Origin of the sequence: Streptomyces sp. S.PB5, assembly GCF_030403745.1 — a bacterium.
In the GTDB taxonomy this organism is placed as follows: Bacteria; Actinomycetota; Actinomycetes; order Streptomycetales; family Streptomycetaceae; genus Streptomyces.
On record NZ_JAQMWP010000052.1, the window covers coordinates 1 to 5,433 of the forward strand.

The following is a 5,433-nucleotide window of genomic DNA, read 5'->3' on the forward strand; positions in this document are numbered from 1 at the left end:
ACAACCTCGCCCTCACCGGATAGTTCAACGGGCCGCGCAACGACCAACCGTGCCCGAGGCGACCCGAAGATCATTTACGGGACGGCCCTTAGGCTGTCAGGCATGAGGAATTTACATTCGAGTTAGGTCACTCAATTGGTAAGTCAACTGCACCAGATGCTCGCGAACCGCAGGAGTCGTACCATGGACCACATCCACGCGCAGGGTGGTGAATGCCATGCTGACTGATGCAAACCTCAAGGAATTCGGGCTGGATGAGAGTCAACTCATGGACTATACGTTCGCCGATAAGTTGCAACTTTGGACATCAGTCAATGGGCTAATTCGCTCGATAGGCCAAGAAAATACACTTAAATGGCTCAATAGCCCAAGCGAATACTTGGAACACAAGTCACCCTACGAAGCCATCGACGAGGGCGACGCCAGGAAAGTCTGCGAGGCAATCGAGGCTCTAAGACAAGGGTATTTCCTATAAGGGCGAATCGGCGGTAGTGAACTATGAGTGAGCACGTCTTCTTCGACCTCAGATCAAGTGTCCGCGTCGCTGTCCCATTGAGACGCGAAACGGGCGACTACTGGCGCCACTGTGATCGAGAGTACAACCCTATGCCTACTCTTGATGTCGCGCCAGCCGCAGGCCGATACCACACGCTCGGCGGAGCTCCTGTTTGGTATGGCGCGGATTCAATTGAGGGTGCATGGGCTGAATATTCTAAGCACTTCCCCATCGGTGTGTTGCCGATGCGCTATCTGGCCCATGTTCACGTTCGAGATGTGGCAGTCGTCGATCTCATTGATCAAATAACCCTTGATCGACTCGGTTATTCGCGACAGCAGCTCACCATGTCTGATTACCGTTCCTGTCAGGAACTAGGTGAACTCCTCCTTGGCCACCAACGAGTAGATGGGATACTGGCCCCATCTGCCGCTTATGACAGTGGCAGAGTGCTCATCCTAAAGCGCCAATCCGTGATTGACAGTTCTTGCGAAGTGATCGAGACCAGCCGAAGCCTCCACAACTTGTCAGGCCGTGGCTACGGACGGGATGCCGCGTAGACTTTTCTGTACCTTGACTCCGCAGCCACGCTCAACGTAGGGGCTACCTAACCGTTAACGTGCTCTGCCCGCATGTACCTATAAAGGCGGAGGAAATCCTGAGCATCCCGATCCGGAAGCCATGGAGCCTTCAACTCATCCCCCTCAGCCAGCGGCAACTGTTCCTCCAGAGTTCGCCGCTCTTTGGGGGTCAAAATCGGCACCCGAACAAGGAAAGGATCTTCTCCCGCGTAGCGCACAAAGTCCAGCTCTTTGAAGCGGCAACTGTCAAATCCTACGCTACTGCCAGGACCCACAACGATGCCGCCGAAAGTCTGCATCTTCGCGCCGTCCGCATAGTGTATGTCGACCACTTGACGCCACTCAGCACTAACCTGCCGATCACGGAGTCCCTTAATTATCAGATCGGTGAGTATGGTGTGCTGAGTTTGTGCAAGACCCCAGACTGCCAATGACTCATCAGTCACATTTGCGGGAATCCGTTCCTCACCTACGAAATCAGCCAGCATCTTTCTGCGCTGATCTATTTGGGTTTCGGGACGCGCATTTAGAGTGACGAACAGTGCGCTTCCAGGCTGAAGCTTCCCGCAGAGCAGCGAAACATCGTTAATCACCTCGTCATTGAGACGCCCCGTGTAGTCGAGCCAAACGATGCTCAACCTATCCCAGCTGAGATCCGGCAGCACAGTACTCGACCGCCCTGGGACAACTTGAACTGTCTTGAACGGACGATTGAACAAGTACCGATCAATAGAAGCTTCGTCTGCCTCTATCGAGATCATGTCACTGATGTTCAGAGCACGATGGACGAGGTGGAAGTCAACAAATTCCAAGGCGCCGAATCCGACGTACTGATAGTCCTCCAACCGAGCCATAGCGGTTAAACGACGACATACGTCGACAATCATGTGCCTCTGGACGGCTTTTGACGGGCGTATTTGATAATTGATTGCGGCCACTACTCGTCATCTCCTACCTGCTCGCGATAGAAGAAATCGAAAGTTCGCCGCCCGACATCAGCAACGAGGGTCGTATTTAGAGCCTCTGCCACAGCATCATAGCGATGCTTCTCTACCGAATATTGGATTTTTCGCATATTCGGTCGGACCGTCACCGCCTTGGGCGCCGGATAGTTGAAACGCGGAGAGGGCGAGATTTCACCCAGCCTCACAGGCTTCGCGCGTGTAAGCGCTTGGGCAATAGGTCGGTCGTCCGGGAGCTCGGCATTCTGCCGCTCCGACTTGACCCGATTAAGCATCTGAATAACTTCAGAGCCTGCCTGCTTGATCTCTGTAGAGATCTTCCGCCACACCCTGGAGTCTTGATCCACGCCCGTTTTCGTAGTGTTCCAAGGCAGTAGCTCGTTGTATGCCGAGTCGATGAAAACGTATCCCCGGAATCGACGGTACTGCGGGTGGTAAACCGGGAGTCCGTCTCCCCAACCAGTCAAAGTGGTTCGGTCGGCCGCAATGAGAAGGCGGTTGTTGCAGAAGACATACCATCCAGCATCGCGCTCCCGGGGGAACAGCTCCGCTTGATCGTCTTCTTCAGGGCCGCCGGCGTCTGTCACACCAGCGTAGATCCTCACATTGACTGGCTTCTCATCCTCATTCAGCGTTAGCTGCTTGAAGAGTGGACGCACTGAATCGCTTTGTTGAAGCTGAGGAATGAACGGCGTAACCGCTTCCTCTTGCAAGACTATCCTCATGCCGCGATCCATCGCTTCACGATGCCGGAGGCGAAGCTGATACCGCAAATTGCCGACGGTCTGAGACGATGTGAAGTCTTCGGCTACGGTGTCATGAAGATTTTTGACGATGATATGCGTGCCTCGCGGCTGATCACCCTCAGGGTTGTAACTCTCATCAACATGGCTGAGGGTGAAAGTCCAATCTGGATCAGTCTCCTCCGCCCACTCGTCAACATCGACTGAAAGCGTGAAATGGGTGTTCTCTGCCCGAGAGTCGACAGTAAAGAACTTTCCAAGCTTAAAAAGGGCACGCTTCATGCCCACACCGAACTGACCGACAGAACCCGGCGTTCCTTTAACAGATTGCGGACGGCCGAACCGGAAGGCGTAGTCTCGCGCTATATCCAGCGGAATTCCACCACAGTTGTCGCTGATCTCGAAGCACTCAGCATTGATCGAGATCTTGACTTCCAAACCGTCGTACGGGTCGTCGCCCCTTAGGCGACGTGCACCATCAACGCTATTGTCCACCAAATCAAGAATCGCAGGCAGCAGCTCAATGTCTTTGACTAGCATCCCAATAAAAAAGCGCTTCTCAGGACTTGCCTGCACGCGAGTGGACGCGTCGGACTGATCCGTCATGCCTGCTCCCCCAGACCTCGACGTGAGCGTGCATCACATGATGACAACGCCACGTCCCTCCCACCAGTACGCCGCGAAGGAAACGCATGCTAGTAGCCCGTTCGGCTAGCGCACAAGGCAGCTCCTGTGCGATCGTCAGCCGAGAGATGGAGCAGCAACTAGCGAGCGTGAGTGGGGACATGGGACTGACAAGAAGCCGACGCCGACCGGTGGCGATCGACCTCTTCGCCGGTGTTGGGGGCCTCTCTCTGGGCTTTGAGCAGGCAGGATTCGATGTTCTAGCCGCTGTCGAGTACGACCCCGTGCACGCCGCTGCGCACCAGTTCAACTTCCCTCTGACCGAGGTGCTCTGCCGGGACGTCAGGAACATAGGGCGAGCCGAGGTACTTGAAGCGGCACGCCGTGGATGGCGTCTCCATCACAAGTCAGGGCCGGCCTGGGACGGTGTGGTCGACGTCATCGTTGGCGGCCCGTCGTGCCAAGGGTTCTCAACGATGGGACGCCGCGATCAACATGACGAACGTAACGACCTCCTCCTGGAATTTGTTCGAATCGTCGTTGAGGTACGCCCTCGTTCGTTCTGCTTGGAGAACGTGCCGGGCCTACTTCAAGACAAGTACTCTGAGCTTCGAGAGAAGGCATTCAATTCCCTTCGCTCTGCTGGTTACCATATCTCTGGGTTCGATCCGCCGGTAAATGCCGCACACTTCGGGGTCCCTCAGAATCGTAAAAGGGTAGTTGTCATGGGTGCTCTAGAGGGCGAAATCTCTCCCTTGGCACCCAGCACGCGACTCGTTTCTGTAGCTGAATCGTTCTCCCTACTGCCAGATGCCTCGGGAAGTGAGGTCCTTACACGGGAAGACAGCGTGCCAAGCGCGGACTTGGCACAGGGTGAGTGGAATCTCAGCGACTCACCATATGCCAGGTATATGGCAGGAATAGCGAGAGACCCACAGGATCTTTCGCGCCCGCGCATTTGGGACCCATCGATTCTGACTAACTCTCGCTTGTCGGCACATACTCCGGAGTCCATCAAGCGTTTCTCGTCGACACCGCAAGGGTCCGTGGAGTCAGTTAGCCGTTTCTTTCGGCTCTCGCTTGACGGGCAAGCTCGCACGCTACGGGCAGGAACTGGGCGCGAGCGGGGAGCATTCACGTCCCCTCGCCCACTGCATCCGGTGCGCGACCGCGTAATTACCGTGCGCGAGGCAGCGCGGTTGCACTCATTTCCAGACTGGTTCCGGTTCCACGTGACTAGCTGGCACGGACATCGGCAAATTGGGAATTCGGTGCCACCATTGCTCGCTAGAGCTGCGGCGCAATGCATTGCGAGATCGCTGAAAGTCACTCCTTCGCGAGGTAAGGCTTCCGTTTGCCTAGGCGATGAGAAGTTGCTTCGCTTGTCCATGGCTGAAGCAGCAGTTCACTTTGGTGCTAGGTCTGAAGAAATTCCTGCCCAGCGAACCAGAACAGCTGCTGCGTAGACTGCTGGCCTGCGGCCCCTGTTCCAGGGGTACTGTCGCTGTCGTGGGATCATCTGGAGAGTCCTGGGCTTCCAGCAACCGTACGCGTGCCAGCATGCAGGGGAATCGCAGCCGGGACACGCGCCCTGAGCTTGCTCTGAGGCGAGCAGTGCACAGGCTGGGACTGCGCTATCGCGTTGCGGTCCGGCCTCTGCCGGAGGTACGCAGGACGGCCGACCTCGTCTTTACACGCGTGCGCGTGGCCGTCTTCTTGGACGGCTGCTTCTGGCATGGCTGCCCTGAGCACCACACCGCCTCCAAGAGCAACAGCGCCTACTGGAGCGAGAAGGTAGCTCGAAACAAGGCCCGGGACCAGGACACAAACCGTCGTCTCCAAGAAGCTGGATGGGTAGTCCTGCGTATCTGGGAGCACGAAGATCCGCACACTGCCTCGCGACGCGTGGAGACTGTCGTTTTGGAACAACGCAGACGTCTAAGGCCCGTCCCGCAATTGATGATCAGGCGCTAAGGGGGAGTCGGCCCGCTCGGAGCCAGGCCGAGGTTCATCTGCCGCCCGACTTG

The 5,433-nt window shown here is 56.4% G+C and carries 6 protein-coding genes; 4 read left to right on the forward strand and 2 right to left on the reverse strand.

Annotated elements, in window-relative coordinates:
- The first annotated feature begins 268 nt into the window (after positions 1 to 268).
- Together PH203_RS49910 and PH203_RS49915 are read left to right on the forward strand one after the other, a co-directional pair.
- Complete coding sequence (locus PH203_RS49910) at positions 269 to 475, forward strand: antitoxin Xre/MbcA/ParS toxin-binding domain-containing protein (protein ID WP_354671338.1); 207 nt, start codon at positions 269 to 271, stop codon at positions 473 to 475.
- Between the two features lie 23 nt (positions 476 to 498).
- On the forward strand, positions 499 to 1,056 hold the full coding sequence (locus tag PH203_RS49915; RefSeq protein WP_354671335.1) for an RES family NAD+ phosphorylase: 558 nt from the start codon (positions 499 to 501) through the stop codon (positions 1,054 to 1,056).
- Positions 1,057 to 1,103: 47 nt separating this feature from the next.
- On the opposite strand, the gene PH203_RS49450 is transcribed toward PH203_RS49915, so the two are convergent.
- Positions 1,104 to 2,015, reverse strand: coding sequence for an O-methyltransferase (locus PH203_RS49450; RefSeq protein ID WP_289929512.1), 912 nt, complete (start codon positions 2,013 to 2,015; stop codon positions 1,104 to 1,106).
- Positions 2,015 to 3,388 (reverse strand): ATP-binding protein, encoded by a 1,374-nt coding sequence (locus tag PH203_RS49455; RefSeq protein ID WP_289929513.1) that lies wholly within the window; start codon positions 3,386 to 3,388, stop codon positions 2,015 to 2,017. The genes PH203_RS49450 and PH203_RS49455 overlap by 1 nt, the downstream gene beginning before the upstream one ends.
- 179 nt (positions 3,389 to 3,567) lie before the next feature.
- Between PH203_RS49455 and PH203_RS49920 the strand changes: the two genes are divergently transcribed.
- Positions 3,568 to 4,872, forward strand: coding sequence for a DNA cytosine methyltransferase (locus PH203_RS49920; RefSeq protein WP_354671336.1), 1,305 nt, complete (start codon positions 3,568 to 3,570; stop codon positions 4,870 to 4,872).
- A complete protein-coding gene (locus tag PH203_RS49460; protein WP_354671337.1) occupies positions 4,772 to 5,380 on the forward strand; it encodes a very short patch repair endonuclease in 609 nt (202 codons plus the stop codon). Before PH203_RS49920 ends, PH203_RS49460 begins: the two co-directional genes overlap by 101 nt.
- Positions 5,381 to 5,433 lie beyond the last annotated feature (53 nt).